The sequence below is a fragment of the Sporosarcina sp. JAI121 genome (genome assembly GCF_013408665.1).
Taxonomy (GTDB): domain Bacteria; phylum Bacillota; class Bacilli; order Bacillales_A; family Planococcaceae; genus Sporosarcina.
The window spans coordinates 2275958-2300784 of sequence record NZ_JACCCL010000001.1 but is presented as its reverse complement, the minus strand read 5'-3'; the positions used below and the strand labels follow the sequence as shown (position 1 = coordinate 2300784).

The following is a 24827-nucleotide window of genomic DNA, read 5'->3' as shown; positions in this document are numbered from 1 at the left end:
GGAAGCTATTCGCGGTTTCCATATCCTTTTCAGATGTAGGTGAAACCGCTTACAACAAATGATGAAATGATGTTGACTTTGTAACACGCAGCACTTATTATATCTAATAACGACTATTAAGCGACATTTAGTAATTTTATGAAAACTTCAAACTGGGGGGAATACAAATGAAACAACAGCAGGATAGAAAGATAGGCTTTTGGATGGCACTAGTTCCCTTGGTTGTAATGATTGGTGTTATGATCTTTACAGTTGTTAAATTAGAACAAGGACCGCATATACCGTTGATAATTGGAACGTCGACTGCAGCTATTGTTGCTTGGAGGGCTGGTTTTACTTGGAAAGAGATTGAGGAAATGATGTATAAGGGAATTCGTTTGGCACTTCCTGCAGTTGTTATTATTATGTTGGTCGGGCTGACTATTGGGGCATGGATGGGCGGCGGAATTGTCGCGACGATGATTTACTATGGATTGCAAATTATTACGCCTGCTTGGTTCCTCGTAACTATTTGTCTAATTTGTTCGATTGTTTCTTTAGCAATCGGCAGCTCATGGTCGACAATGGGAACAATCGGTGTAGCAGGGATGGGAATCGGCTTGAGTATGGGGATTCCCGCTGGAATGATTGCGGGAGCAGTCATCTCTGGAGCTTATTTTGGGGATAAAATGTCACCATTGTCAGATACAACTAACTTGGCAGCAGGATTGACGGGTACGGATTTGTTTGATCATATTAAGCATATGTTTTACACTACGATTCCCGGATTGGCTATTGCGCTTGGTATCTATGCATATTTAGGAAAACGCTTTGCAGAAAATAATATTGAAGTCGCTGATATTGCACAAACAGCAAAAGTGTTGCAGGAGAGCTTTCTTATTTCGCCGTGGCTTTTGATTGTACCGCTGGCTGTTATTGTAATGGTTGCATTGAAAGTTCCCGCGATACCCGCACTTGTTGTTGGTATTGTTCTTGGGTTCCTGGCACAAGTCTTTATACAAGGCGGTTCTCTCGTTGGTGGATTAGAAGCGTTGCAGAGCGGTTTTACAATTGCCACGGGTAATGTAATGGTAGATGATTTATTTAACAGAGGCGGATTGGATTCGATGATGTATACCGTTTCCATGACGATCGTTGCGATGACATTCGGAGGGATTTTGGAGTTCTCGGGAATGCTTCAAGCAATGATGGATCAATTACTTAAAGTCGTGAAATCCTCGGCTTCCTTAATCGTATCGACAATCGGTGCTTGTTTCTTAACGAATGCATCTTGTTCAGAGCAGTACATTTCCATCGTTGTACCATCACGCATGTTCAGTAGAGCCTATAGGAATATGGGGTTACATTCGAAAAACTTATCGCGTGCACTTGAGGATGGCGGAACGCTGACATCGGTTTTCATCCCATGGAATACGTGCGGCGTATTCATATTAGGAACATTGGGCGTTAGTGTCGTACAATACGGTCCGTATGCAATATTGAATTTGGCTGTTCCGCTCATTTCAATGCTTTATGCAATAACAGGCTTTTCTATTGTTAAGCTGACGGAACTGGAAATAGAAAAACTGGAAGAAGAAGAGTTGGAAGAAAAAAGAATGGATAAAGAAGTCAATTTGGCATAATGAAAGAATGGAAAGTCCACATCGGGTTTGTGAACTTTCCTTTTTTTTACCGATAAGAGTGAAAATTAAACTCATATAAAGCGCGGGGTCTGCCTTGGCGATACGTCATTTCTTCACCCACGATTTTCACATAATCGAATTCAACAAGTTTTTTTAACGTACGCTCCGCAGTTCTTCGTGAGACGTCCAAGTACAGCGACAAATCATTTGCTGTAAATTGTTTCGTTTGACGTGTTTGACTGTAATGCATCAATTTTGAAATGTTAGCTGGACTAAGTTTCGTTTTATCGGCCATCTTAACGAGTTCAGGCTCTATGTTCTTCAATTCTACGATTCCGAACGATTTCGGAAATGGGCCGTACAATCTTTTATTTGAATCTACTATGTAAAAAGAATGCCCGTCATTGTGCTGTATGAGATCGAGTGCAATGTTGGCGTTGGCAGTTGCATCTATAATCGACTCGCCGTAGCCGAATGCCATCTTGGCTTTATTGGCAAGGGTCTCGAAAGTAGACAGGAATTCTCTTCTTTTTAAAGCGGATTCGAGGTTTCCCATCGATGTGTATAAAGTATATCGTTCATCCTTCACATTCCAGCGGGCCTGCATGATGGACGAGATTGTCGTGATGGCCGTTTCAATATTGATAGTTGGTGAAGTTGCATGTACAATGCCGACTGCAATCTGGGCAGACTGACTTTTGTGTAGAAGAGCTTGCTGTTTTACTTGGTCTATACAACGAAGGATTGTGCTTTCAGGATCGATCATTTTACACGCAGGAATGTTTTGCTGTTGCAGTTGTTCGAAAACGGCATGGACACTTGTAATCGCCATATCTGTTTTGCCTTGTAAAAAGAGTGATTGGTGATAGGAAGTGATTGCTTCTATCATTTCTTCATCTTGCAGTAAGTGAATGAAAGGTAACTCTATCTTTCGATTCAAATCATTTAAGACACGTTCAATATTGGATTGTTCACGCACATCGATGGATATGCGGCTCAAATCCTGCAACCCTTGTGAAGAGAGTTTAAGTAATGTGATGGCAACAGCTGTTTCATCTTGTTGCAGATACACGGCAGGGATAGACAGGCCGTCCAGCACCTTCTTTGAATAAAAATACGGAAGTGAACCTGAAAATAGAATGGCATCACTTGGTGTAAGTGTCTGCATCAAACTGGGGGCTTCACTGGGTTCATCATAGCGATAGCAATTGAGTTCAATGTCTTTTCGATTGCCGACAAGCTGTTCTGTACGCCGGCAAAAATCATTCGATCCTATGACAGCGATTTTAACTTTCAAAATGAAGCCTCCTTAATTAGCGACTATTTAACGACAATGTTACAATAAAATATAGACTTTGCCAATAGAAAGGGTGTTGCCTTTATGAAAATTACTGAAATTGAAATTCATGCGATTCACTTGCCACTATATGAACCTTTTGTCATCAGCTATGCAACGTACGATTACATGCCTTCTGTCATTGTGAAAATCACAACTGATACGGGGATTGTCGGTTACGGAGAAAGTGTAGCGGACGAGCATGTAACAGGAGAGAGCTGGGAAGGCATCTTTGCAGTCTTGAAAAACACCCTGGCACCAAAACTGATAGGCGAAAATCCGATGAATATGGAACGCATCCATGAATTGATGGATTCCGAAATTTACGGAGTACCAACCGCTAAAGCTGCAATCGATATTGCATGCTATGATGCTGTAGGAAAAGCGCTTGGGGTCCCTGTCTATGATCTTCTTGGAGGAAGATACCACGATGAATTTCCGATTACACATGTTTTAAGCATCGCGGCGCCGGAAGAAATGGCAAAAGAAGCCGAAGAAAAAGTGGCTGAAGGTTATCGCTCGATGAAAATGAAAGTCGGCACTAATGTTGCTGATGATGTGTTGCGCATTCAAGCAGTACGTGAACGTGTAGGCGAGGGAATTGCGATTCGTGTGGATGTGAACCAGGGGTGGAAAACGAGTGCCAATACACTGCAAGGACTTCAAAGACTGGATAATTGTTCGCTTGATTGGTTAGAACAGCCGGTTCGCGCCGATGATATCGACGGCATGGTGGAAGTGAAGTCCAAAACCTCCACTCCAATGATGATTGACGAAGGCTTGCGCGGCGTGCGTGACATGAGGGAAATCATTGCCAAACGTGCTGCGGACAAAGTGAACATTAAATTGATGAAATGCGGTGGTATTTATCCGGCCACAAAGCTTGCCCATATGGCGGAAATGGCTGGAATTGAGTGTCAAATCGGTTCAATGGTCGAGTCGTCCGTTGGGTCAGCGGCTGGATTCCATGTCGCATTCTCGAAAAAGATTATTACAAGTGTTGAATTGACAGGGCCCCTTAAATTCAGTAAAGACGTTGGAGATTTACACTACGATGTTCCGTTTATCCGCTTGAATGACAAGCCCGGATTAGGGATTGAAATTGATGAGCAAGTGCTCAAAGAACTTACTATATTCTCGGAGAAGGTGATGGGATGAAACAAAAGCATATTTTAAAAAATGGGCAAGAAATTACTATCATTCAATTAACTGTTGATCAACTCGATGAAATTCTTGCACTGCAACGCAAAGTAGTTGAAACGTTAACTACAGAGTCCTTTTTGCAACCATTAACAGAAGGGGAGTTTCTATACATTTTAAATGGCAAGGGGATAATGATAGGTGCTTATTATAATGAACGATTGATTGCATTCCGGGCCATGCTTGAGCCTGAAATCGATGAAGAGCATCTGGGGATAGATGCAGGGTTACCTAGAAATGAGTGGCCGCTAGTGCTTTACTCTGAAATTTCGAATGTTGATCCGGATTTCCGGGGAAATAAGTTACAAGTATTATTGGGGAAAGTATTAATGGGAGCGGTGGATGGAGAAAAGTTCCGCTACATCTGTACAACTGTTGCTCCATTCAACATTGCCAGCTTAAAAGACAAATTTGCCCACGGCATGCAAATCGTATCATTAAAGATGAAATACGGAGACATGTTGAGGTATATTTTGATGAAAGACCTAAAACAATCAGCAACGGGATATGAATTCACGAAAAGTCGACATATAGCGATGGAGGATACAAAGGAACAACAACAGTATCTTCTAGAAGGCTGGATTGGCACGGGAATTGAAAAGTTGGATGACCTGTGGGTTGTTCGTTTTGAAAAGTGATTTGAATTGATTATAAGCAAAAAATACGACAAGCAGATTGCCACGTGCAATCTGCTTGTTTTTAGTGCGTTTGTTTCTTTACATGGATACGAGGAGTTCTTCCATTTTATCAGTTACAGTGGATTCAACTTGTCCCAACTGTTGAATTTCCATTTTGTTTAGTGGGTGTGGATTGAACCAGTTGATAACACCTTCATGATAGATTCCTTGAAAGTCATTACCTTGGTAGTTCAATGAAAATGAAAACCGCTCATTAATATGGTTCTGGAATAATGCTTTTGTGATGTGGAATTGATTTAACATATATAAAGCCTCCGTTTTTAAAGATTAATTTTAATATATAAAGTTATGCATTTTGGCATTTGCTTTGATTCTATCATTTTGTAATTGCTGTATTTCATGTTTGCTTAATGGATTTGGGTTAAACCAGTTAGTGACTGCATTTTGGGAGAGCAATGAAAGATCTTTCCCTTGGAAATGTAATGTTATCCATCCATGAATTCTTTTTTGAAGTTTAGTTAACATGGTTTTAGCCTCCGTTTTTTATAGTTTATAGAATAATTTTGCTGCTAATTTATTTCGCGGCAAGCCTGATGTAATATGTTCCACCTGCCCTGTATATATAGAATAACGTTTCAAAATTATAGGGAAATGTGACGAAGATTAGAGTTTGATGAGAACAAATGGTTATTTCATTTTACAAAAGTAATTTGTGGACTAATTTAGTGGAAGTAAGGATTTCCTTTACTAACGTTTTGGCTGCCCTGCTAATATAGAATAACGTTTCTTTGTTAGAGGGAAATGTGACAAAGATTAGAGTTTGATGAGAAGTAGAGGATTGTTCATTTTTATAAGGGAATAGTCGACTAGCTATGATGGAGTAAAGATTTCATTGAATAACGCTTCGGCTACCACATGAAAGGCGCCTGCGCTGGATTCTCCCAAGAATATTGATGTCACCTAATTCTTTGATCCAGAGTAAACGGATTACAGGCGAGCTTTAACAAAGTGCGATAGCATTATGCTCGGTCAAGCTTACAAGATTTGGGACTCTTATAATGGGAGAATCAGAGGAAAATAATTAACAGGAAAGGCACCAATTTTGTACAGAATCAAACGAAATGTCGTCTTTTTAAATCTAAAGTTACTTATGGAATTTAAAACGTTATTTTTCAGTAACTTCGAATATAATGCCCGGATTTTGCTTTATAAATCAAAGTATTATCTATGTAAGTCGGGAATTTAAATATGGTATATAAAAAGAGCGGAGGCGTCTTACTGGGGTAGCTGAAGCCATAAGACTGGCGACGAAGTTGTCTGGCTTATAGCGGGAAGCATCCCCAAGCGCCGAAGCGTGTATTATGGGGTATCTAACTTTCTTCCTGAATGGAGAGTTTTTCAGTTGCCACACTTAGTTTTACATCATATTCAATACGTCAATTTAATTAGGTAGTGGTGGAAACTGTAAGTACATATTTAATGAAAAGTCTTTAGTTTTATAGTGCCCACCTTGAATAGTTTTGTAATATTGAGAATATGGATTGCGCTGAGATGCTAACAGTGATATTATGGAATACTGTTCAAAATTTCCTGATTTTATATTTATAGAAACTAAGGGACGCAAATACGTAAAGTGGAGGACCTGTATGATGCAGAAACATCCTGATTTCGAATTTGAAATACAGCGCCTTGATTACACAAAAGAATACATGCAAAAACTTTTAGAGGAATCTCTTAGTGACGTGAAATCCTCTCAAGATCAGATCCGCCAGTCAATAGCCGACTTGGATTACTTGGACTCCAGTTTAAGCTACATCAACATATTGACCAACACCCGCTTTTTTGAAATGGCCCGCTCGCAAAAAGAAGGGCTGGAAGCTATTCAGCAAAAACCTTATTTCGCCCGCATTCATTTTCAAAAGGAAGATGAGGCGGATGAGCTGCTTTATATCGGTAAAACCTCTTTATTCCATCGTGAAACGCAGGAACCTATTATCGTCGACTGGCGCTCTCCTGTCGCAAATGTATATTACGACGGCAGGCTTGGTAATCTGTCTTATAAAGTGCGGGATGAAGAATTTGAAGGACATCTGTATTCTAAACGGCAGTATCGGATTGAGGAGGGGGAGCTTCTTGATATTCGCGATGTCGACCTGACGACTAACGACGAACTGCTTCAGGAAGCACTAGCCGGCAAGGCGGACACTAGGCTGACCGAAATTGTGTCGACAATCCAAGCTGAACAGAATGCCATCATTCGCGCAAACTTAAAACAGCCTATTATTGTCCAAGGGGCCGCAGGGAGTGGCAAGACGACAATCGCTCTCCATCGAATATCTTATTTCCTTTATACGTTGGGTGAAAACTTTCCATCCGATAAACTGATGATTTTAGCACCTAGTAAGTTATTCATGGATTATATCGCGGATGTACTGCCTGAACTTGGTGTAGGGCGTATTTGTCAAACGACTTATACGGAATATGTACTGAATGCGACGGGGCTGAAACTGAAATTGACAGATCCGGATGCAAAGTTGGAACAGTTGACCGAATCTGAAACGCTAGAAACGGGTTTGCTATTTGTGACACGTGTGAAGGGTTCACTTCAATACAGGGAAATCATGCGCCGTTATGTAAAGAAGCTGGAACTTGATATGGCGGACCTGTTTCAAGATGTCTTCATTGAAAAGTATCGGATTATGAAGGCTTCCCGATTGAAACAGCTCTTTCTAAAAGACTTTGCCTATTTGCCGGTCGAAAAAAGACTAGAGCGAATTAAAATCATCGTTGATAGTGACGTTAAGCGTAAAAGGAAACAACTCATGACGATGCTAACGACAAAGTATGATGCTGCACTTGATAAGGCACTGTATGGAATCCGGGATGAAGAAAAAAGAAAAGCGAAATTGACGAGAATTTTGGAAGAACGCGACGAAAGGCTTCCCATCATTGAAAAAGAAGGGAAGACGACCGTAACGGTCTACATGCGCAGATTCAAAAAATTCAATGTGAAAAAGCTGTACCGGGATTGGCTGGCAAGCAAGGAACTGCAAAAAGAGCTCGTACACGACTGGTCCGACAATGAAAAGAATGCTTTTTTTGATGCACATAAAAAAGAAGTCTGGGAAGTTGAAGATTTAGCGGCCATTTATTATTTGCATGCCTTGCTGAAAGGTGTTGCAGATAACTGGAAGATGAGGGTTGTCTTCATTGATGAAGTTCAGGATTATAGTGAATTTCAGCTCGCTTCATTACAAGAAGGACTCGAGACGGATATGTTTACGATGGTCGGAGATCTGGCCCAAGGAATTCACAGCTATAGGTCATTAACGTCGTGGGAACCTGTTAAAGAACTGTTCCCCCGTGCAACATACACGACACTCCAAAAAAGCTATCGGACGACAATTGAAATAATGAATTTGGCCAATCAAGTACTTACTCGGATGGAAGAAGATCTGCCGCTTGTAGAACCGGTCGTACGCCATGGGAGGGAACCTCAATTCTACGATATGCCCGAGTTTGATAGTGCTAGAATTAAAAATATCTATGAAGGCATTATCAAACGCGGACATCAATCAGTAGCACTAATCTGCAAAACACGGAAAGATGCGGAGAAGATTCATATTCATCTGGAGAAGTTCGGGATGCCGATTCAATTGCTGGGTGAACAATCCGGCATCAGCGATAAGTGTCTGCTTATCATTCCAAGTCATTTGGCGAAGGGGCTGGAATTCGATGCGGTCATTATAGCAACCTTCAACGAACCATTTCGTAACCATCCAATCGACCGGAAGTTACTATACGTAGCAATGACAAGACCAATGCATGAACTGCATATTGTTGGGGTGACAGTCACCACTACAAATCAGAAACTAATCTGAATTGTTCTTGTAGGTTAAGTATTTCATCTGTGGTTGTCAGAAAATGCCTACTATAATAAAGAGGCGGGTGCACTGTTTTGGAGCGATTAGTCATTTAAGAAGGCTTTTGTTGAGGATGCTGCATTAATCCATTCCCTGCAGATGCAAGCATTTAAGTCGCTTTTGGAGAAGTATCAAGATTTTGAGACCAGTCCAGCGAGCGAAAATATTCAGCGAACGATAGATCGTCTCCATCAAATCCAAACAGATTATTATTTTATCGTTTATAACTCCATCAAGATAGGTGCGATACGTATTGTAAGGAAAAAGAATAGACGATATAGGGTTTCCCCACTATTCATACTCCCTGAATACCAAGGGAAAGGGATTGCGAAAGCAATGATGCAAACAGTCGAGAGAATGTATGAAGACGGTTTAGTTTGGGAACTGGAAACGATTTTAGAAGAAAAAATTGTCGGCTGTATGAAAAATTAGGTTATATCATGACGGGTAAACTTACTAAAATTAATGAAAGAATGACAGTTGCATTTTATGAGAAAGAAATGGGGTAATTGGTGTTAAGCATGGACTTTTCACCATACCTCATTGATATATCCATTGATATCGTCCCTCTAATAGCGGCTATTTTTTCTATTGTATAGGAAGGGGGACTCGTATATAATAAAAATACCAACTTGAGTTTTCGGATAAGTCCGAAAACTCTCTCTGTTGCTAGAAATAAAAATCATAAAGGGGGAATGAAAATGAAAAAAAGTTTGCGCATTTTTTCATTAGGACTACTGTTGTTGAGTGTAAGTATGCTTTTGTTTGCTTGCGGAACTGACACGAAGGAATCCGGTTCAGCAAAAGACGGAGAAAGCGGCGGTGAAGGTGACAGCGAAAAAAGATTATTAATCGTTGGCACGGACGCAACGTATGCACCAATGGAGTTAATGGATGAGAAAGGAAATATCATTGGGATTGATATTGACATAGTGAAAGCGATTGCAGAAGCGGGAGGTTTCGAAGTTGAATTTAAAAACTATGGTTGGGAGCCCCTATTCCCGGCTGTAAGTGGTGGAGAAGTGGACTTTGCCGTGTCATCCATCACGATTACGGATGAACGGAAGGAATCATTTGATTTTTCAGATCCATATTTCGTTGCAAATCAACTGATTCTAGTACCGGAAGATTCAACAGTTACCAAGTTTGAAGAATTGAAAGATAAACGAGTATCCGTTCAAATCAATACAACGGGTCATATCGTAACTAAGGAACTTCTAGGTAATACAAGTTCTAAAATCGTTGCAACAGAATCGATGCCGCTAGCAATCAGTGAAATGACCAACGGCAATGCTGATGCATCTGTAGGCGATAATGCAGTCATTATCGATTACAAGGCTAACAATCCTAATGTGAAATTGAAAACAATAGAAGATGATAGTTTCGAAAAAGAGTATTATGGATTGATGGTTAAAAAAGGAAATACGGAAATTCTAGATATGTTGAATGAAGGCATTAAGATAATTAAAGAAAACGGGAAATTGAAGGAAATCACGGGATTTGATGTTGAGTAATCGTTTTATATAAAAAACGCATATACCAGTCCTTAAATGGGAGTGATTGAATTGGATTTCCTGGATTTTCGATTGGATATGATTTGGAACTATCGTGAATTGTTCATTCGCGGGATAGGAATTACTTTAGCACTCACCGCTGTCGGCTATTTGGGAGGATTTGTATTAGGATTATTCGTTGGTATGGGGAAATTGTCCAAGAAAAAGTGGATTTATTATCCTTCAAAATATTATGTCGACTTCTTTCGCGGGACGCCATTATTAGTTCAAATATTATTAATTCACTTAGCGCTTATTCCAGGAATCTTCGGTCATTCTTTAGGATATTTTGTATCCGGTGCATTGGCGCTCGTTTTAAATAGTGCTGCATACAATGCGGAAATTATCCGAGCCGGCATTCAGTCGATTGAAAAAGGACAGATGGAAGCGGCAAGGTCACTTGGAATGACACAAAATGTAGCGATGAAAAATATTATTCTGCCGCAGGCTTTTAGAAGGATGGTTCCACCGCTTGGGAATGAACTGATTGCGCTTCTAAAAGATTCGTCATTGGTGACGGTCATCGCTGCAAATGATTTATTGTATGCAGGGAAAGTAGTTGCAGGTGCTAGTTTCAGGTTTTGGGAGCCCTATCTTACGGTTGCAATTCTTTACTTATGCCTAACTTTTGTCTTCGGGAAAATTATTTCGTATGTGGAAAATCGGTTCAGTAATAGTTATGTTCCCACCCAAAGAAAGAAAATGTTTTCAAGTCGGCGTTAAGTAGGAAGGTGATCAGGTGATTAAAGTACAAGGCCTTTATAAATCATTTGGAGAATTAGACGTTTTAAAGGGAATCGATTATGAAGTGAAGGAAAAGGAAGTCATTTGTGTTATCGGTCCAAGCGGTTCTGGGAAAAGCACATTTTTACGCTGTATTAACTTATTGGAAGATATCACAGCTGGCGATGTCTTTATTGACGGCGTAAAAGTAAATGACCCAAAAACGGATATCAATGAAATCCGGAAAGATGTGGGAATGGTGTTTCAACAGTTTAACCTATTCCCGCATATGAAGGTATTAGATAATATAACTATTTCACCGAGGAAAATTAGGAAAATGAATCCTGGAGAAGCGGAAAAACTGGCTCATCAGTTGCTTAAAAAAGTTGGTCTTGGCGATAAGGCAAATTCATATCCTGAACAACTTTCCGGCGGACAAATGCAACGGGTTGCGATTGCAAGAGCACTTGCAATGCAGCCAAAAGTCATGCTGTTCGACGAACCCACATCAGCCCTCGATCCCGAAATGGTGAAGGAAGTGCTGGATGTCATGAAACAGCTTGCCGTTGAAGGAATGACAATGGTCGTCGTCACACATGAAATGGGTTTTGCAAGAGAGATGGGAGATCGGGTATTATTCATGGACCAAGGTATTATTGTCGAAGAAGGAACACCTGCTCAGGTGTTTAATGAACCGAAAAATGAACGGACAAAAGCATTTTTAAGTAAAGTACTATAGTTTAGGCTAATCTTACCGACAGAAACTAAGGGAAGCAGATGAGCGGTGTAAGTCCGCTAATACTGTTTCCCTTTTTTATGAAGTATATAATTATTAAATCTCCTGGTGTGGTAAAGTTAAGTACTTACTAGCAGGTGAATAAAACATTTTAGAGGTGGTTATTAATATGAAACAATGGACGAAAAAAATTGAGATTGATGCACCAATTGAACAAGTCTGGAAACTTTTTGATGGATCTTCAGAAAATATGAGGAAAATTATGCCGCAAGTGGTTGAAAACAAACCAATAACAATAACAGACGAAATGGTTGGAAGTGTGTATATACAAAAATATAAAGAAGGCAAGCGTGTGATGGAGTACCAAGTAGAAACGTTGCTATATCAGAATTTACCGAATGAAAAAAAGATGAAAGTCGGTTTCACACTCGCTAATATGTTTGATATTACTGCGTATTATGAACTTGTTAAGCTCAATGAGCATAAAACCTCTTTTACATATACCACGACGAATCGTCCTTTAAAATGGTTTGTGAAGTTGTTTTTACTGTTTGCCAACGATAAAGTTGTTGTTGAATTTGTAGAACGAGTAAAAAAGGTAGCCGAATCGGAAAACTGAACTATTGGTGCCATACACCATTGATTTGAATCTTTACCTTACAGAATTACTCAAGTTAATAGTTGCGGTTTTGCTATTACCACGAACTATTTACTAATGTTGCATTAGTCATACAAATAAATTTTCATGTTATCGCTATTATCAAGAGTAGCGAGTAAAATGTCACTTATTTTTACATTAAGGATAGAAATTTTGTTTTCCAGCCACAATGTATCTTTACCAGTATGATGTAACTCCTGAAAATCGATATTCCCCTCTTTTATGATGATGCTTTGAAAAGAAAATGGTTTTTTGATCAATTGCATGTCTTCTGGAGTCAGTGCTTGGAGTTGGGGCGACAGGAAAAATGAAATGGTACCATCGGGTTCCCATTGTGCAAGAGCAACCATTTCGACATCTTCAATTTTTCCCTTTCGTAGTTCCGACAATAAATGGTCGATTGTGATTCTTGCCTTTGCTAAGTTCGCATAAACTATTTCACCGTTTTTAATCAGAGGATAAGGCGAAGGTTCAAACCACTTTCTGAATGTGTTCCATTTTAAACTCAAGAAAACGAAAATAATATATAAGATAATTAACACGGTCGTAGTTATCAAGGATCCTTTCATTCCCAATTTTTCATCCGATAATGGGTGAGCAATAATGTTTCCGAGTATTAAAGCAATGGTGAAATCGATTAGTCGCAACTGTGAAATAGATCGTGCTCCCATCATTTTAGTCGCGATCAGTAAGAAGAGAAACGACATTATTGCCCGTAAAATCCACTGAATTGACGTAAGTGTTTCCTGACCATAAAAAAAATCCATATCTCTTCACATCCTTACTTATCGTTGGATTTCAATAATCCTAATTATTATTGACTATTAGCCGATAATTATGTGATGAAATAGGGAAATTGATTTCAAACGACAGGTATTGAGATGAATAAGGTCTTAACTATATCTAGCATATTTAATGTCACTAATAGTACATTCTAAATAAAATGTGCCAGGCATCGACGCGATTTTAAGTTGCGTTGGTGCCTGGCACGTTTTTATCTTTTCGTATTCAACGGTTTGATGTTCGCCTCAATTGATGCACGTTTACCTTCTAAAAATGGAGGTAGTGCGAGAGATTCACCCAATGTTTCAAGCGGTTCGTCTGTCGCGAATCCTGGACCATCTGTTGCAAGTTCGAACAGGATACCATTTGGCTCGCGGAAGTATAAAGAACGGAAATAGAATCGTTCTACGAAACCGGAGTTCGGCAGGCGGGTGCTGTTAATTTTATCAATCCATGCATGCAGTTCCTCTTCATCATCAACCCGGAAAGCTACGTGGTGAACGCCGCCTACTCCTTGAACTTCAGCAGGTAAATCGGTGCGTGGTTCAACGTACACTTCAGCACCCGAACCGCCTTCTCCAACTTCCATTACGATGATATCGCTTTGACCCGCGACTAGAGCGGGAACATGATTCTTTTCTGTAAACCCAAGAATTTGAAGCGCCGCGATTGTAGGCTCCGGTGTGCGGACGGTAAGTCTAACTGGACCGAGTCCCGTAATCCCGTACTCCACAGGAACCGGGCTTTTATCCCACGGCGTTCCCGTTGCAGCGACTGGATTTGTTTCGTCGGATACTAGTGTCAATTGCTGGCCTTCCGCATCTTCGAAGAAAATAACGTTGCGACCGGCAAACTCTGTAATGGGAGCATGTTGGACGTTGAATTCAGTAAAACGTTCAATCCAGTACTGTAATGCAGCATCGCTTGCTACACGGAGCGATGAATTGGAGATGCTGCTGACACCTGCTCTTTTCGGGCCTGCATTTGGGAAATCGAAGAATGTCAATTCAGTTCCCGGATTTCCTTTTTCATCTCCGTAAAACAAATGATAAGCGGTCGTATCGTCTTGGTTCACGGTTTTCTTGACAAGCCTCATGCCAAGTACCTCCGTATAAAACTTAAAGTTATGCGCTGCACTTCCAGTCATTGCGGTCAGATGGTGAATACCTTTTACGTTCATATTTATCAATCCTCTCGTGAAAATTAGTAGTAATAAAAAACATCTCGAATTCAAGGTGATTTTACAGAGGATTCTTTGCCTTGTCAAGTGAGGGGGGTCACGGCACAATAAAAATAAGTCTTTTTAGCAAAGAGATTTATCTAACATGTGCCCGTACATCTATACAAAACCATTATTCAACTTTTCACAAACCGAATCAATGTTCTTTTAGGTGTTTCAATTTTGCCAATATTAAAGTTGCAAAGTTACTTCTCCCTCTCGTTTTTTCTTTTCTTCATCAACCCAACAACTATAATGTTCATAGAAATCGCCTTTTTCAATATAGCCATCCATTACTTTATATAGTTCGATTAGCTTTTTTGATTCGGCAGAGGTACTTGTGTTCACGTACTCCAAAATCTCAATCCCCTAATCACTTGATACTTCAAAGACATAAGGTGTTGTGAATGGATATTACTTCACATTAAGGCACCTTCGATGGTTCTTCTTAGGGTATTAATTGCACTAAAAAAGTTCACCCTTATAGACTTGACATAGTATTGCAATAATACATGCTTCAGCTTATATGCAGATGCTAGTACGTGCACTGAAAAACTGACGTACTGGATCTCTAAAAGTAAATCTTTAGTAATACCAAGGTATATTTCACATGTTAACTTTTAATCTTGTTTCGATGAATCGGGTACAACAATATACCCGAAAAAAACAGCGAAGGCATCCCCAAGCGCCGAAGCGTGTAACATGTGTAATGCTTATTCTCTTCTCTAATAGTGGACATGAACTTTCTCAGTAGCTCCAATATCCCTAAGAAAAACCAGCGAATATCCCTTAGTACCGCAGCGGATTCGATGGGGTTATTTATTTTATTTTATTTTATTTAAAATCTGCAGTTTGTGATTGAAGTTGGAACGTTTCGATTGCCTCATATTTCGGAGACTTTTCGGGATGTATCGTAAAAAGGGAAAATGAATGGACTGGAACTTCAATCGGCTCAAACATCTCTTTTTGAATGGATAGTTTATCCGTTGTCTTCCTTTTTTTCGCGATTGTGACGTGAGGGGTGAATCGATCCGAGAGTGGCATATCAAGTTGTTTGGCGACAGTGACCTCAATTTCACTTTGTAAAGGTGATAATTCCACGGAATCGCCAACTGACAAATAGACGACACGCGGGCCGGACGATGAACCGAAATAGGATAATCCATCGATATACAATGAAAATGACGTATGGGTAGCTGCAATTTTCGAAAGACTATCCGTGAGAAAAGGTAAATGTTGCTCTGGTAGGGCTCCAATATACAGCAAGGTCACATGCAAATCCTCTATATGAGGAATCACTTTATAAGCTGTTTGAAGCTCATATTTATCCTTGAAACCTTCGACATGTTTTTCTAACGTCGAAGGCATAGTAATCCCAATAAAATAATGTTTCGACACTCCTGTTCCTCCTCTGAAAATGTACTGACATGTTCACACTTAGTGTAGCCTAAAACCTCTAAATCAACTCGGAAAGTTCATATTAGCAAGGCATTTTCCTGCACAAATAATTTTTATGGATTAGATAGCTTATTTGCGGATAAGTTGATATAATCAATATTATTAGATAATGATTTCCGTATTCGAATACTAACGAAGGGATATCATTTAAGCGGTTATGTGTCGCTTATCCTGGTATTCCTTTTTAATCGACAATTAAACGGAAATGGCCAGAGAGAATGGCCGGAAAATTTGGAATAGGGAGATGCAAACACCATGACGAACCATATAATTACAGTCACATTGAGCGAATCGAAAAAACAACAGCCATCATCCGATCAATTGGAGTTCGGAAGAGTATTTACAGACCATATGTTTGTGGCTGACTATTGTGAAGGACAAGGATGGACAGATCACCGAATTGTTCCATATGCACCACTTGAAATGGATCCGGCATCTACTATTTTCCACTACGGCCAAACGATATTTGAAGGATTAAAAGCGTATGTAGGAACAGATGGACAGGTCCTGCTATTCCGTCCAGAAGAAAATATGAAACGCATGAACAAATCGAGTGATCGCTTATGTATGCCACATTTCGATGAAGAAATCGCTATCGAGGCTTTGAAGAAACTAATTTCCGTCGATAAAGAATGGATTCCGACTACGGAAGGAACATCACTTTACATACGGCCTTTCATGGTGGCGACTGAACCATATCTTGGCGTTGCACCGTCGAAAAAATATAAATTCATCATCATCCTGTCTCCTGTTGGATCCTACTATAAAGAAGGAATCCACCCGGTTAAAATTCTCGTTGAAAATGAATACGTGCGCGCGGTGGCTGGAGGAACGGGAACTGCGAAAACAGCCGGTAACTACGCATCCGGATTAAGAGCGCAGGAAATAGCGGACAAGAAAGGCTATTCACAAGTTCTCTGGCTCGATGGCGTGGAACGGAAATATATCGAGGAAGTCGGAAGTATGAATGTCTTCTTCAAAATTAACGGCGAAGTCATTACACCGGTTTTGAATGGCAGTATCTTGGAAGGGATTACGAGAAAGTCCATCCTTCAATTACTGAAACATTGGGACATTCCAGTCACTGAACGCAAAGTTTCTATGGAAGAACTTCGCGCGGCCCACCAAGCAGGCACGTTGGAAGAAGCCTTCGGAACGGGGACGGCGGCGGTTGTTTCACCAATCGGAGAACTCAATTGGCATGATGAGAAAATGGTCGTCAACAATAATGAAACCGGAGAATTAGCCAAAAAGTTATATGACACGCTGACAGGTATTCAAACTGGTAAAGTAGAAGATCCATTCGGTTGGGTAACTCAGGTTACTGAACCGGTGAAAGCATAATTAATTTTTCTGTATGAAAGAGGAAAGGATAGCCCTTTGTGGAGCTATCCTTTTCTTTATGCCTTGTCTCAGGGTCCTGCATATAGTAGTGAAGGGTCCCATACATTCAATAGACCAGACTATATTCATGTTGAGAGGGGATTGTGTGGATAAATCATCGCTAAACCAAAAACGTGTTGTAGATGAAAACAGTAAAGATAAACAGTTAGAACAATTCCGTGTAAATAATGAAGGGAAAAGCCTAACGACCAATCAAGCGGTGAAAATTTCAAACGATGAGGAATCATTGAAAGCAGGTATCCGCGGACCGACATTAATGGAAGATTTTCATTTTCGCGAAAAAATAACTCATTTCGACCACGAGCGGATTCCAGAGCGGGTTGTTCATGCTAGAGGTTATGCTGCCCATGGGGTTTTCGAATTGTATGAATCGATGAAGGATTTTACGAAAGCGGGTTTTCTACAGGAACCAGGTACGAAAACACCCGTTTTTACAAGATTCTCCAATGTTGCAGGAAGTCTTGGATCCGCAGACACGGTACGTGATGTGCGAGGATTTGCTGTTAAGTTTTATACACAAGAAGGAAATTACGATCTTGTGGGTAATAATATTCCCGTTTTTTTCATCCAGGATGCAGTGAAGTTTCCTGACCTTATTCACGCAGTCAAACCAGAACCGCATAATGAAATTCCTCAAGCCGCCACAGCGCATGATACTTTTTGGGATTTCATTGCTAACAACCAGGAATCTGCACATATGGTCATGTGGCAAATGTCAGATCGAACAATACCTAGAAGTTGGCGGATGATGGAAGGATTCGGCGTTCATACATTCCGTTTCGTCAATGAAGAAGGTAAAGCCCATTTTGTAAAGTTCCATTGGAAGCCTGCACTCGGTGTGCATTCACTTGTATGGGATGAAGCGCAGAAGATTTCTGGAAAAGATCCGGATTTCCAAAGGCGGGATTTATGGGAGTCAATAGAACATGGCAATTTTGCCGAGTATGAATTAGGTGTGCAAATGATTGATGAAGCAGATGAATTCATGTTTGACTTTGATATTTTAGACGCAACAAAAATTTGGCCGGAAGAGATTGTTCCCGTTAAAATTTTCGGCAAAATGACTTTGAATCGCAATGTTGATAACGTCTTTGCGGAAACAGAGCAAGTTGCATTCCACCCGGGCAATGTCGTACCTGGAATAGACTTTACGAATGATCCGCTTCTGCAAGGCAGGCTGTTTTCTTATATAGATACACAGCTAATTCGTCTTGGAGGACCCAATTTTACAGAAATACCGATTAACCGTGCAGTTTGCCCATTTCATAATAACCAGCGAAACGGCTATAGCCGTCAGAGAATAGATGTCGGTCAGGTCAGTTATCATAAAAATTCCCTAGCTAATAATACACCTTCAACTTCAACGGCGAAAGAAGGCGGATTCGTCCATTACGCAGAAAAAGTTGAGGGGCGTATTATTCAAGCACGAAGCGATTCATTCAAAGATCATTTTTCTCAGGCAAGACTTTTCTGGAATAGTATGACACCTCCGGAGAAGCAGCATATCATTGATGCCTTCATTTTTGAGGTCGGAAAAGTGCAAAACCTAAATGTTAGACAGCAAGTTGTCGATATGTTCGTTCGTGTGGATAAAGAAATGGCGGACCGCGTTGCAGATGGTATCGGAGTGAATCGTCCAACCGGAGAGCAAGTGAATGTTACCGCATCATCTCCGGCACTCAGTCAGGAAAATACGATAAAGGTTCCGTATACATTAAAAGTCGGTGTGCTGATCGGCAACGGGTTTACCGGCGCGGAAGTGAAGAAAACCGTTAAAACGTTAAGGAAATATGGTGTCACGGTTGACATCGTTGGAGAGAAACAAGGCAAAGTAAGAGGGACAGACGGCCTTTCCGTAAATGTGAACGACACTTTCCTTACAATGGATCCCGTTCTGTTTGATGCGCTGTACGTTGTCGGCGGTACAGCTGACAATCAGGCGAAATTCAATTTTGATATTCAGTACTATATCAACGAATCATTCAGGCATTATAAACCAATTGGATTTGCATCGACTGGTGTACCATTCTTTAGTGCATCAAATGCAAAGGTGGGACCGGGAATCGTGTTTGCAACCAACGATTCCGATTTTGACAAAACGTTTGTAAAAGCAATTGCAACGCAACGTTTTTGGAATAGGGATATTTATTGAGCAATTAGTATGTATCAGGCCGTCCCTAATTTCAATGTGGGACGGTTTTTCTCTGTCGACTAGACTCCAGTACTATTGTTGTTCGTCTAACTAGTCTGAAATCATGTATACTATATAAATAGAAGTATTGAATACAGTATATAAACTCAGCGTCGGCGTCTTACCGGGCTTATGGCGGAAGGCATCCCCACAGCGCCAAAGCGTAATAGTAGAAATCTTTACTTCAACTTATATGGTTAATATAGTAGGAAGGGAATGGTCACTTATGATAAAGACGATTATTTTTGATTTGGATGATACGTTATTATGGGATGAAAAAAGTGTGGAAACAGCATTCACGAAAACATGTGAACATGCGGCAGGGGTACATACTCTTAATCCGGCTGAACTTGAAAAAGCTGTCAGGTTGGAAGCAAGAACGCTTTACGCAACGTATGATACATATGAGTTCACACAAAAAATCGGCATCAATCCGTTTGAAGGTTTATGGGGTACATTCGATGATGAAGGGGACCTCTTTCAGAAAATGAAAGAAATTGTTCCGGAGTATCGAAAAGAAGCGTGGACAAAAGGACTCCAGCGTGTCGGCATTTCTGATAAGGAACTTGGCAGCAACTTGGCAGAACTATTTCCGCAGGAGCGAAAAAAGCATCCCTTTCTATATGAAGAGACATTCAAGGTGCTGGACTCTCTAAAATATAAATACAAACTCGTCCTATTAACAAACGGTTCACCCAGTTTGCAACAGACCAAACTGGAAATCACATCTGAACTTGCCCCATACTTCGATAAAATCATTGTCTCAGGGGCATTCGGAATAGGAAAGCCCGATGCATCTATTTTTCAACATGTCCTTGCTGAAAGTGGCGTAACCGCAGATGAAGCAATCATGGTAGGCGACAATTTGATGACTGATATTTTAGGAGCATCACGGGTAGGGATGTGTTCCGTCTGGATTAATCGAGGGAACAAACAGCCAAGTGAAGAGGTTACCCCAACATATGAAATTGATCATCTGGAAAAGTTATTCCCTATACTTGAAGAGTTGAATAAGAAACAGGCTGTCCAATGAGTAATCCTTTCACTTTCGGGACGAACATTCAATGTGGATGATTTAATGTTAAATACATTAGGTGGTGCCTTAGGTTATATGGTTTTCGAATTAATGAAAAAGGTACTTACTTCTAAGTCATTGGCTTCATCATATCGGTAACAAGTATCTAGAAATAATGGGTATTGTTAGAGGACTGATAAAGAGTGGTTGACATACAACCATTTGGTTACATATAATTTAATGCGTAACCAAATGGTTTCATTTACAAAACAGGAGGTATGACTATGTCCATCAATGAGAATGATTGTTTTGCTGAAGTTAAAAAGAAAATACTCATCAACGCACCAATCGAAAAGGTTTGGGGATATGTCGCTACGTCTGAGGGAATTGGTGCTTGGTTTATGCCGAACGACATGGAACCGATCGAAGGGAAGGAGTTTATCCTTCAGGCGGGACCATGGGGAGAATCGGCGTGTAAAGTGACGGAAGTGAATCCGCCGAATCGATTATCTTTTGAGTGGGGGAAGGAATGGCTAATTACGTTTGAATTGGATGCAAAAGCGGGCCAAACCGAATTGACACTTATCCACGCAGGTTGGAATGAGGAAAGCCAAACGGAGTTTGGAGAATTACATACAGAAGTACGTTCACGCATGTCTGTCGGCTGGGATGGTCTCGTGCTGAAGCTGAAAAATGTAGTTGAAGCCTAAATGCTTGAAGAAACCCAAAAGTATGATGTTTTTCAAGCAATCGCAGATCCAACACGCCGCAAACTACTTGAGATAATTGCGGTAGAAGAATTATCAATCTCAACGATGAGCAGCCATTTTACGATGAGTAGAACAGCTGTCACAAAGCATCTTCACATATTGGAATCGGCTGGACTTGTTAATTCTCGAAAGAGCGGTCGCGAAAAGCTATATCGTCTAGAAACTGAACCGTTGCAAAAGTTACAGTCTTGGCTATCCATCTATGAACAGTATTGGGACAACAAACTCGCCAAACTTAAAAAAGTTATTGAAGATAATCAAGATGTGGAATGATTTTGATTGGAAAGCTTACAGGGGATTGTATCGTATGATAATGAAAAAACCGGCTGGGAAATCATGGTTGCTGTAAAATCCCACTATTATCGATTTTGGATAAGGATTGTTCATAATACACGCTTCGGCGCTTGGGGATGCCTTCCGCCATAAGCCAGAGAACTTCGTCGTCAGTCTTACGGCTTCGGCTACCCCTGTAAGGCGCCTGCGCTCTGAATTATATCATAATTAAAAATTCAATATACGAAGTTAGTATATTGAATAAAGAAATAGTTGGGCATTATATTTGAAGCTATTGAAAAAATTATGTTTTTAACTCCGTAGGTAAATGGGAATTTTAAAAGGCGACATTTCGTTTGATTCTGAACGAAATGTCGCCTCATTTCTGTTTATTAACTTTTTCTGTGGACCCTTATAATCGTACGTTTTTTATCGGATAGTGAACTATATCCTACAAATCTATCGCAATAACATCATAAATATCTTCAAGTTCTTTCATTCTATCCACATTGACTTGCTCGACATGATTATCTACAGACAGCATCATGATTGCATTTCCGCCGACAGTTGACCGGCCAACTTGCATCGTTGCAATGTTGATGTTTTCTATCGCCAGTAAAGTCCCAACCCGTCCAATAGCACCCGGTTGGTCTTTATGTTTAATGAAGAGCAAGTGACCTTCAGGCGTGACGTCAACAAGATTATCATCGACTTTCACAATACGTGCACCTAAGCCGTTTAGTAATGTACCGGCAACACGTCTAACTCCATTCGTTGTTGACACTTCAACGGTCACTAAATTAGAAAAGCCTTTCGCTGTAGATGTTTTATGTTCATTCACTTTAATACCAAAGCGATCCGCTAAGTATTTCGCGTTGACATCATTCACATGTGTACCAAGATTGCGTTTCAATAAACCTTTCAAGGTGTTGCGAGTCAAAGGACGAACGTCAGATTCGGCTAATTGCCCAGAATAATAGATATTCACTTCTTCAATGACGCCCTCCGCCAGACGAGATAGGAAAACACCCAGCTTCTCCACCAAGTTAAAGAACGGCTCAACTTTAGCGAGCGCTTCTTTGGAGACGGAAGGAAGATTGACGGGATTACTAACGGCACCTCCATTTAGGAAAGTGACGACATCCCGACTAACATCAATTGCAACGCTTTCTTGCGCTTCAATCGTACTTGCACCTAAGTGCGGTGTCGCGATTACTTCAGGTAGTGTCAACAGTTTATGACCGACAAACGGCTCTGTTTCAAAAACATCAAGTGCAGCTCCTGCAACTTTCTTCGACACAATTGCATCATATAATGCATCTTCATCGATAATACCGCCGCGCGCACAGTTGATTATTTGAACGCCGTCCTTCATCAACTCAAATGCCTCTTTATTGATCATATGCTTTGTTTCTTTTAGAAGAGGGGTATGGACGGTGATGAAGTCCGCTGCTTTTAACACGTCTTCAACAGAACCGGCGCTAATACCCATTTTCTTCGCTTTTTCTTCAGTTAGGAAGGGATCATATGCGATGACATTCATTCGCTGACCTTTTGCCCTAGCTGCAACTTCCGCACCGATTCGCCCAAGACCTACCACACCAAGGGTTTTATTTTTCAACTCGACGCCAATAAATGATTTTCGGTCCCATTGTTTATTTTTCAACGAATTGAATGCTTGTGGGATTTTCCTTGCAAGAGCCATCAGCATTGCCATTGTATGTTCGGCAGCGGAGTTCGTGTTGCCATCCGGGGCATTGACGACGATTATGCCGTGCTCGGTCGCTGCATCCAAATCGATGTTATCGACGCCGACACCTGCACGTCCAATGATTTTCAACTTCGACGCTTTTTCAATGATTTCACGTGTCACTTGTGTTTGACTACGAACGAGTAGGGCATCATAGTCTTTGATTTTCTCGGCTAATTGTTCTGGTGAGGAATCTGTTTCAATAACGATGTTCAAACCTTCAGCTTGTCTTAACGGAAAAATACCATCTTCACTTAACGGATCACTGATTAATATATTAAAAGTCATTTAGACCAACACTCCTTCATTTAAGTAGACTTGCTGTGCAGCTGCAGTGCCCTTACCTAATTCAATTTCTTTGCCCATTTTGAGTAAACCGATTTCCATGGCACTTATCGTTTGAAGAACATCTGCCGGTGAACAGTACCCCATATGGCCGATGCGGAATATTTTTCCGCTCAAATGCTGTTGACCACCTGCTACGATTAAACCGAATTCTTGTTTAATCACTTTTCTAAACGCTTCTGCATCGAAGTCTTTCGGTTTTACCGCTGTGACAGTAGGGGAGGCGTCCCTGTCACTTGTTAATAAAGGAATTCCTAATGCTTGGAATGCGGCGCGCGTCATATTCATCATCAATGTATGACGTGCATTCACTTGCTCGACGCCTTCGTTCTCAATGAGCTGAAGCACTTGTTCCAGACCGAATAATAAAGATAATGCAGGTGTGAAGGGGGTAGTATCTTTTAACAAATTGTCACGATATCTTATTAAATCTAAATAATAGCGGGGTTGTGGATTGTTCTCAATTATGTTCCAAGCGCGTTCGCTTGCTGCGATAAAGGCCAGTCCTGCTGGCAGCATGAATGCTTTTTGGGAACCTGTTACTAAGACGTCGATTCCCCAGTCATCCATTTTCGTCTCCACACCGCCGACACAGGAAACACCATCTACGATGAGTAAGGCATCTGACACTTCACGGATCACGTGTGCCAAGTCCTTGATAGGATTCAATATGCCGGTTGAAGTTTCGCAGTATGTAGAAAATACAGCTTTGATTTCAGGATGATTTTGTACATAACGTTTAATCTCCAAAGGATCGAGTGCTTGTCCCCATTCGACATCTACGCTATGAACCTTGATGTTGTAAGCATCACAAATCTTTGTGAAACGCTCGCCGAATGCTCCTGTTACAACGACTAATACTTCATCGCCAGGATTGACAATATTTACAACGGCAGCTTCCAAACCAGCTGTACCGCTTCCTGTTAAAATTAAAACATCTTGTGTCGTGCCGAAAATCCGTTGCAGACCGGGCGCGATAGTTCGAAGCATGTTCGATGTCTCTTGTCCCCGGTGGCCAATCATTGGTTGACTCATCGCCCGTTGAACACTTGGCGGGATGGGGCTCGGTCCCGGAATTCGTAGTAGCATTTGATCTTGTAACATCTTCATTCTCCTCTCAATTTTGAAAATAAAAAAAGCCTTCCTCCCCTTACAAATGAATGTAAGGGGCGAAAAGCTGAAATACTCACGCGGTACCACCCTTTTTTACTGCCAAAATAGATGGACAGT

24 protein-coding genes and 1 other annotated feature (1 of these 25 cut by a window edge) are annotated in these 24827 nt (G+C 40.7%); of the genes, 15 read left to right on the top strand and 9 right to left on the bottom strand.

The genetic code is table 11. From position 1 onward, the window contains the following. Positions 1–167 precede the first annotated feature (167 nt). Positions 168–1622, top strand: coding sequence for a Na+/H+ antiporter NhaC (gene nhaC, locus HDC33_RS10840; protein ID WP_179392439.1), 1455 nt, complete (start codon positions 168–170; stop codon positions 1620–1622). A gap of 46 nt (positions 1623–1668) precedes the next feature. Here the strand turns inward: nhaC and HDC33_RS10835 are convergent, their stop codons facing one another. Continuing rightward, a complete protein-coding gene (locus tag HDC33_RS10835) occupies positions 1669–2919 on the bottom strand; it encodes an HTH domain-containing protein (RefSeq protein WP_179392438.1) in 1251 nt (416 codons plus the stop codon). 84 nt (positions 2920–3003) lie between these two features. Here HDC33_RS10835 and HDC33_RS10830 point away from each other — a divergent pair, with 84 nt between their 5' ends. Further along, the gene (locus HDC33_RS10830) at positions 3004–4116 is read left to right on the top strand and encodes a mandelate racemase/muconate lactonizing enzyme family protein (protein WP_179392437.1); all 1113 of its coding nucleotides are present in this window, start codon (positions 3004–3006) and stop codon (positions 4114–4116) included. Then, positions 4113–4796, top strand: coding sequence for a GNAT family N-acetyltransferase (locus HDC33_RS10825; protein ID WP_179392436.1), 684 nt, complete (start codon positions 4113–4115; stop codon positions 4794–4796). The genes HDC33_RS10830 and HDC33_RS10825 overlap by 4 nt, the downstream gene beginning before the upstream one ends. Positions 4797–4874: 78 nt before the next feature. Here HDC33_RS10825 and HDC33_RS10820 read toward each other — a convergent pair whose 3' ends face one another. Together HDC33_RS10820 and HDC33_RS10815 are read right to left on the bottom strand one after the other, a co-directional pair. Further along, positions 4875–5099, bottom strand: a complete 225-nt coding sequence (locus tag HDC33_RS10820; protein ID WP_179392435.1) for a DUF5342 family protein — start codon at positions 5097–5099, stop codon at positions 4875–4877. Between the two features lie 30 nt (positions 5100–5129). Further along, the gene (locus HDC33_RS10815) at positions 5130–5321 is read right to left on the bottom strand and encodes a hypothetical protein (protein WP_179392434.1); all 192 of its coding nucleotides are present in this window, start codon (positions 5319–5321) and stop codon (positions 5130–5132) included. Positions 5322–6442: 1121 nt separating this feature from the next. On the opposite strand from HDC33_RS10815, the gene helD reads away from it, so the two are divergent. From helD to HDC33_RS10785, 6 genes are all read left to right on the top strand, one after another. Continuing rightward, positions 6443–8677 (top strand): RNA polymerase recycling motor HelD, encoded by a 2235-nt coding sequence (gene helD / locus HDC33_RS10810; RefSeq protein ID WP_179392433.1) that lies wholly within the window; start codon positions 6443–6445, stop codon positions 8675–8677. Between the two features lie 162 nt (positions 8678–8839). Continuing rightward, complete coding sequence (locus HDC33_RS10805; protein ID WP_255457339.1) at positions 8840–9151, top strand: GNAT family N-acetyltransferase; 312 nt, start codon at positions 8840–8842, stop codon at positions 9149–9151. A 269-nt stretch (positions 9152–9420) separates the two neighbouring features. Then, the gene (locus tag HDC33_RS10800; protein WP_179392432.1) at positions 9421–10233 is read left to right on the top strand and encodes a basic amino acid ABC transporter substrate-binding protein; all 813 of its coding nucleotides are present in this window, start codon (positions 9421–9423) and stop codon (positions 10231–10233) included. Positions 10234–10284: 51 nt separating this feature from the next. Further along, a complete protein-coding gene (locus HDC33_RS10795; protein ID WP_179392431.1) occupies positions 10285–10995 on the top strand; it encodes an amino acid ABC transporter permease in 711 nt (236 codons plus the stop codon). Between the two features lie 16 nt (positions 10996–11011). Then, positions 11012–11734, top strand: coding sequence for an amino acid ABC transporter ATP-binding protein (locus tag HDC33_RS10790; protein WP_179392430.1), 723 nt, complete (start codon positions 11012–11014; stop codon positions 11732–11734). Positions 11735–11900: 166 nt separating this feature from the next. Then, the gene (locus HDC33_RS10785; RefSeq protein ID WP_179392429.1) at positions 11901–12350 is read left to right on the top strand and encodes an SRPBCC family protein; all 450 of its coding nucleotides are present in this window, start codon (positions 11901–11903) and stop codon (positions 12348–12350) included. A gap of 104 nt (positions 12351–12454) precedes the next feature. Here HDC33_RS10785 and HDC33_RS10780 read toward each other — a convergent pair whose 3' ends face one another. The 4 genes from HDC33_RS10780 to thpR form a co-directional block, all read right to left on the bottom strand. Then, positions 12455–13156: a DUF421 domain-containing protein gene (locus HDC33_RS10780; RefSeq protein ID WP_179392428.1), complete on the bottom strand. Its 702-nt coding sequence runs from the start codon at positions 13154–13156 to the stop codon at positions 12455–12457. 227 nt (positions 13157–13383) lie between these two features. Further along, positions 13384–14352: a ring-cleaving dioxygenase gene (locus HDC33_RS10775; protein ID WP_179392427.1), complete on the bottom strand. Its 969-nt coding sequence runs from the start codon at positions 14350–14352 to the stop codon at positions 13384–13386. A gap of 231 nt (positions 14353–14583) precedes the next feature. After that, positions 14584–14748 (bottom strand): hypothetical protein, encoded by a 165-nt coding sequence (locus HDC33_RS10770; protein ID WP_255457338.1) that lies wholly within the window; start codon positions 14746–14748, stop codon positions 14584–14586. A 477-nt stretch (positions 14749–15225) separates the two neighbouring features. Continuing rightward, positions 15226–15789, bottom strand: coding sequence for an RNA 2',3'-cyclic phosphodiesterase (gene thpR / locus HDC33_RS10765; protein WP_179392426.1), 564 nt, complete (start codon positions 15787–15789; stop codon positions 15226–15228). Between the two features lie 315 nt (positions 15790–16104). Between thpR and HDC33_RS10760 the strand changes: the two genes are divergently transcribed. The 6 genes from HDC33_RS10760 to HDC33_RS10735 all read left to right on the top strand — a co-directional run bounded on the left by HDC33_RS10760 (position 16105) and on the right by HDC33_RS10735 (position 21502). After that, positions 16105–17193, top strand: coding sequence for a branched-chain amino acid aminotransferase (locus HDC33_RS10760; RefSeq protein WP_179392425.1), 1089 nt, complete (start codon positions 16105–16107; stop codon positions 17191–17193). Between the two features lie 127 nt (positions 17194–17320). Continuing rightward, positions 17321–19405 carry a catalase gene (locus tag HDC33_RS10755; protein WP_179392424.1) on the top strand — a complete coding sequence of 695 codons (2085 nt, stop codon included), beginning with the start codon at positions 17321–17323 and terminating at the stop codon, positions 19403–19405. Positions 19406–19670: 265 nt separating this feature from the next. After that, complete coding sequence (locus tag HDC33_RS10750; RefSeq protein ID WP_179392423.1) at positions 19671–20477, top strand: HAD family hydrolase; 807 nt, start codon at positions 19671–19673, stop codon at positions 20475–20477. A 3-nt stretch (positions 20478–20480) separates the two neighbouring features. Then, positions 20481–20618 (top strand): VanZ family protein, encoded by a 138-nt coding sequence (locus HDC33_RS10745; protein ID WP_370457467.1) that lies wholly within the window; start codon positions 20481–20483, stop codon positions 20616–20618. Between the two features lie 125 nt (positions 20619–20743). Next, the gene (locus HDC33_RS10740) at positions 20744–21169 is read left to right on the top strand and encodes an SRPBCC family protein (protein ID WP_179392422.1); all 426 of its coding nucleotides are present in this window, start codon (positions 20744–20746) and stop codon (positions 21167–21169) included. Then, a complete protein-coding gene (locus HDC33_RS10735; RefSeq protein ID WP_179392421.1) occupies positions 21170–21502 on the top strand; it encodes an ArsR/SmtB family transcription factor in 333 nt (110 codons plus the stop codon). It abuts the gene before it with no gap. A 451-nt stretch (positions 21503–21953) separates the two neighbouring features. Here the strand turns inward: HDC33_RS10735 and serA are convergent, their stop codons facing one another. Together serA and HDC33_RS10725 are read right to left on the bottom strand one after the other, a co-directional pair. After that, on the bottom strand, positions 21954–23540 hold the full coding sequence (serA, locus tag HDC33_RS10730; RefSeq protein ID WP_179392420.1) for a phosphoglycerate dehydrogenase: 1587 nt from the start codon (positions 23538–23540) through the stop codon (positions 21954–21956). Further along, the gene (locus tag HDC33_RS10725; protein ID WP_179392419.1) at positions 23541–24701 is read right to left on the bottom strand and encodes a pyridoxal-phosphate-dependent aminotransferase family protein; all 1161 of its coding nucleotides are present in this window, start codon (positions 24699–24701) and stop codon (positions 23541–23543) included. 58 nt (positions 24702–24759) lie between these two features. After that, positions 24760–24827, bottom strand: a binding site (T-box leader) (it continues 161 nt past the right edge of the window).